Source organism: Desulfobaculum sp. (genome assembly GCF_054921475.1).
In genome coordinates, this window is the sequence record NZ_JBUDSW010000331.1 from 1 (window position 1) to 3,286 (window position 3,286).

Consider the following 3,286-nt stretch of genomic DNA (forward strand, 5'->3'; position numbering starts at 1 on the left):
CGGAGGCGCTTTGAGCGGCGCGGTGGCGGACTGTGGCACAGCTGTGCGTCATGGTATGGCGCGGTGGCTGTGCTTTTTTGTGGCGGGCGTCCTGCGCTTGCGAGGCCATCTGCCGATGCGCCGCTAGGCGGGCATCTCGCGCCAGATGAGCGCGGTCCACTCGTTTTTGGAGTGGCGCTCCGGCGCGGGCAGGCCAAGGCCGGTGTAGACCTCTGCCACGGCGTCTGCCTGTTCGTTCAGAATGCCGGAGAGCACAAGGCAGCCGCCGGATTTGGCCTTGGCGATAATCTGCTCGGCCATGGCCTTGAGCGGATTGGCGAGGATGTTCGCCACGACGAGGTCAAAGCGTTCGTCGCCGCCGGCCGCGTCCACGGAACCGGTGCCAAGGGCGAATTCATCGCCAACGCCGTTGATGGTGCGGTTTTCCAGCGCGTTTTCAATGGCGAGGGGGTCAATGTCCAGACCAATGCCGGAAAGGCCCAGCTTGCAGCAGCCAATGCCGAGGATGCCGGAGCCGGTGCCAAGGTCGAAGAACCTGCCGCCTGCGGCAACCGCGCCGCCTTGCACCAGCGAGTCGATGGCTTCAAGGCACAGGGCCGTGGTGCCGTGGTGGCCGGTGCCAAAGGCGGTTTTCGGCTCGATGATGATGGGCATGGAGCCTTCGGGGGCTTCGTCCTTCCGCCACGGGGGCAGAACGATAAAACGTCCGGCCTCCACCGGGGTAAAGAACTCGCGCCATGCGCTGGCCCAGTCCTGTTCCTCGATGCTGTTGCGGTGGATGGTGATGTCCGGCCACGTGGCGGACAGGCCCTGAATAACGTCATGCGCGGCGGCGGATTCCTCAAAGTAGATGCGGAACAGCACTTCCTCGTGCTGGGTGGAGAGCTCCTCCTGCCAGCCGTGGGGGGCGTTTTCCGTCAGGTAGAAGGTGACGTCCTCCACGAGGGAGTCCGGAACCGTGCATTCGATTTGCAGAAGATTTTTCATGAATTCCTGTGGTGTTATACTCTGTTGTCCACAATACGGCCTGTGCCAGCCTCCGGCACGCGGCGCACGCGCTCGGTCGTGGGCGGCGCGTCTGGCGTTATGCCCGGACGCTGCCGGGGCAACTGGCGCGGTGCAGGAACGCTCTGCGGCTGTTCTGGGGGCTGTGGGCCGCTTGCGGCTGGTGTGGTCATGGGCATGGGCGTCTTTGTCTTTCGCCGCGATGGACGCCGGGGCCGGGGCCCCGGCGTGAAAAGGCGGCGCTAGGCCTGCGCGAGCAGGCGGTCAAGCTCCTTGGCGTAGCGCTCAAGGTCTGCCGGGTCGATAATAAGCGGCGGCAGCAGGCGCAGGATGGTGCCCTGCGTCAGGTTGCAGATAAACCCTGCATCCATGAGGCCCTGCCAGATGTCCTGTCCGGGGATGGTGAGTTCGATACCGATGATGAGGCCAAGGCCGCGGACCTCGGCAATCTTGCCGGGGTGGCGCTCCTGCAGCGAGCGGAAGAGGTCAAGGGCGTAGGCGCCGGTCTGTGCGGCTTTTTCGCAGATGCCGTCGCGCTTCATAATATCCAGTACCGTGCAGGCCACTGCACTGACAAGGGCGTTTCCGCCAAAAGTCGTTCCGTGGCTGCCGGGGGTGAAGGCCGCGGCAACGGTGTCCGTCGCCAGCAGCGCGCCCATGGGCAGGCCGTTGGCCAGCGGCTTGGCCGTGGTGAAGATGTCTGGCGTGATGCCGTAGTGCTGGTGCGCCCAGTACTTGCCGGTGCGCCCAAGGCCGGTTTGCACCTCGTCCACTATGAGCAGGATGTCCTTTTCGCGGCACAGGGCCACAAGGGCGTCCACATACTCCTGCGACAGTGGCCGCACGCCGCGCTCACCCTGAATAAGCTCCACCATCACGGCGGCGGTCTTGTCGGTAAGGGCTGCGCGCACGGCGTCAATGTCCATGAATGGCACCGTGATAAAGCCCTCGGGCAGCGGCTCAAAGCCGTCCTTGACCTTGGGCTGGCCGGTTGCGGTCAGCGTGGCGAGAGTTCGCCCGTGGAAAGAGCCGTCAAGTGTGATAACCTCATAGGCGTCACGGTCTTTGACGGTGTGCATGTAGCGCCGGGCCATCTTGATGGCGGCCTCGTTCGCTTCTGCGCCGGAGTTGCAGAAGAAGGCTTTGTCCGCGCCGCAGGTGGCCAGCAGGCGCTCGGCCAGCTCCACCTGCTCCGTCTGGTGGAAAAGATTGCTCACGTGCCCCAGCTTGGACCACTGGCTGGTGAGCGTGCCGAGCAGTTCTTCGTTGGCGTGGCCGAGGTTGCAGACGGCGATGCCCGCAAGCAGGTCCACGTATTCCTTGCCGGAGCTGTCAAAAAGGCGGGTGCCCGAGGCGCGCTCCACTGCCAGTGGGTAGCGTGCGTAGGTGTTGCAGATGGAAGCGGTGTCACGTTCTTTGAGCGCGCTGAATGCATCGGACATGGTGGGTTTCTCCCTATGCCGCCGGGTGGCGGATTACATTTTCCCTGTGTGGCCGAATCCGCCAGCGCCGCGGGCGGTTTCGGAAAGATCAGTCACCTTGGTCAGCCGCGCCTGATGCACGGGCTGAAACACGAGCTGGGCAATGCGCTGCCCTCGTCGGAGTCGTCGTGTCTGGTCCGAGGTGTTGAGCAGGGAAACGATAATCTCGCCTCTGTAGTCGGGGTCGATAACGCCCACGCCTTGGCTGACGGTCAGGCCTTCCTTGGTGCCCAGACCGCTGCGGGAGTAGACGAATCCGGCCACCAACGGGGATTTGATGTCGATGGCGATTCCGGTGGGAATGGCGCGCCGTTCTCCGGCCGGGATGGTCAGCGTCTCTTCGTCGATGCAGGCCCGCAGGTCAAACCCTGCGGAACCGGTGGTGGAGTAGGCAGGCGGATGCTCCTCCAGCACCGGGTGCAGCACCTTGAAGTCGACGTCGATGCTCCCGAAGCCCGGGGCGCTCTGGTCGCTGTACATGGTATGCTCCACAAAACGGGGCCGCCGGGTGGCGGCCGATTAAAGAGTATGACGCAAAGAGGTAGTCCAGCAGGGCGTGGAAGTCAAAGACCAGCCCCGGGGATGAGCCCCAGGGCAGAAGAGAGTGCTTGCCATTTTGCGGGTGCATTGGCAGGTTATAACCTGCCGGAGTAGTAGATACGCAAGAGTGTACGACAAGCGCCATGCAAGGAGTATGATATGCAACCTATCCAGGTTTTCAGCGTGGTTCCGAAACTTCCGGAGAAGTTGAGCCCGCTTTGGGAACTCGCCTACAATTTCCTGTTTGCCTGGAACGGGAA

The 3,286-nt window shown here is 63.4% G+C and carries 3 protein-coding genes; all 3 read right to left on the reverse strand.

The features are described from left to right. Positions 1–123 precede the first annotated feature (123 nt). Positions 124–987: a 50S ribosomal protein L11 methyltransferase gene (locus ACY69P_RS15430; protein WP_462328117.1), complete on the reverse strand. Its 864-nt coding sequence runs from the start codon at positions 985–987 to the stop codon at positions 124–126. Between the two features lie 260 nt (positions 988–1,247). After that, positions 1,248–2,447 (reverse strand): acetylornithine/succinylornithine family transaminase, encoded by a 1,200-nt coding sequence (locus tag ACY69P_RS15435; RefSeq protein ID WP_462328118.1) that lies wholly within the window; start codon positions 2,445–2,447, stop codon positions 1,248–1,250. A gap of 33 nt (positions 2,448–2,480) precedes the next feature. Then, on the reverse strand, positions 2,481–2,966 hold the full coding sequence (gene dut, locus ACY69P_RS15440; RefSeq protein ID WP_462328119.1) for a dUTP diphosphatase: 486 nt from the start codon (positions 2,964–2,966) through the stop codon (positions 2,481–2,483). Between the last annotated feature and the right edge of the window lie 320 nt (positions 2,967–3,286).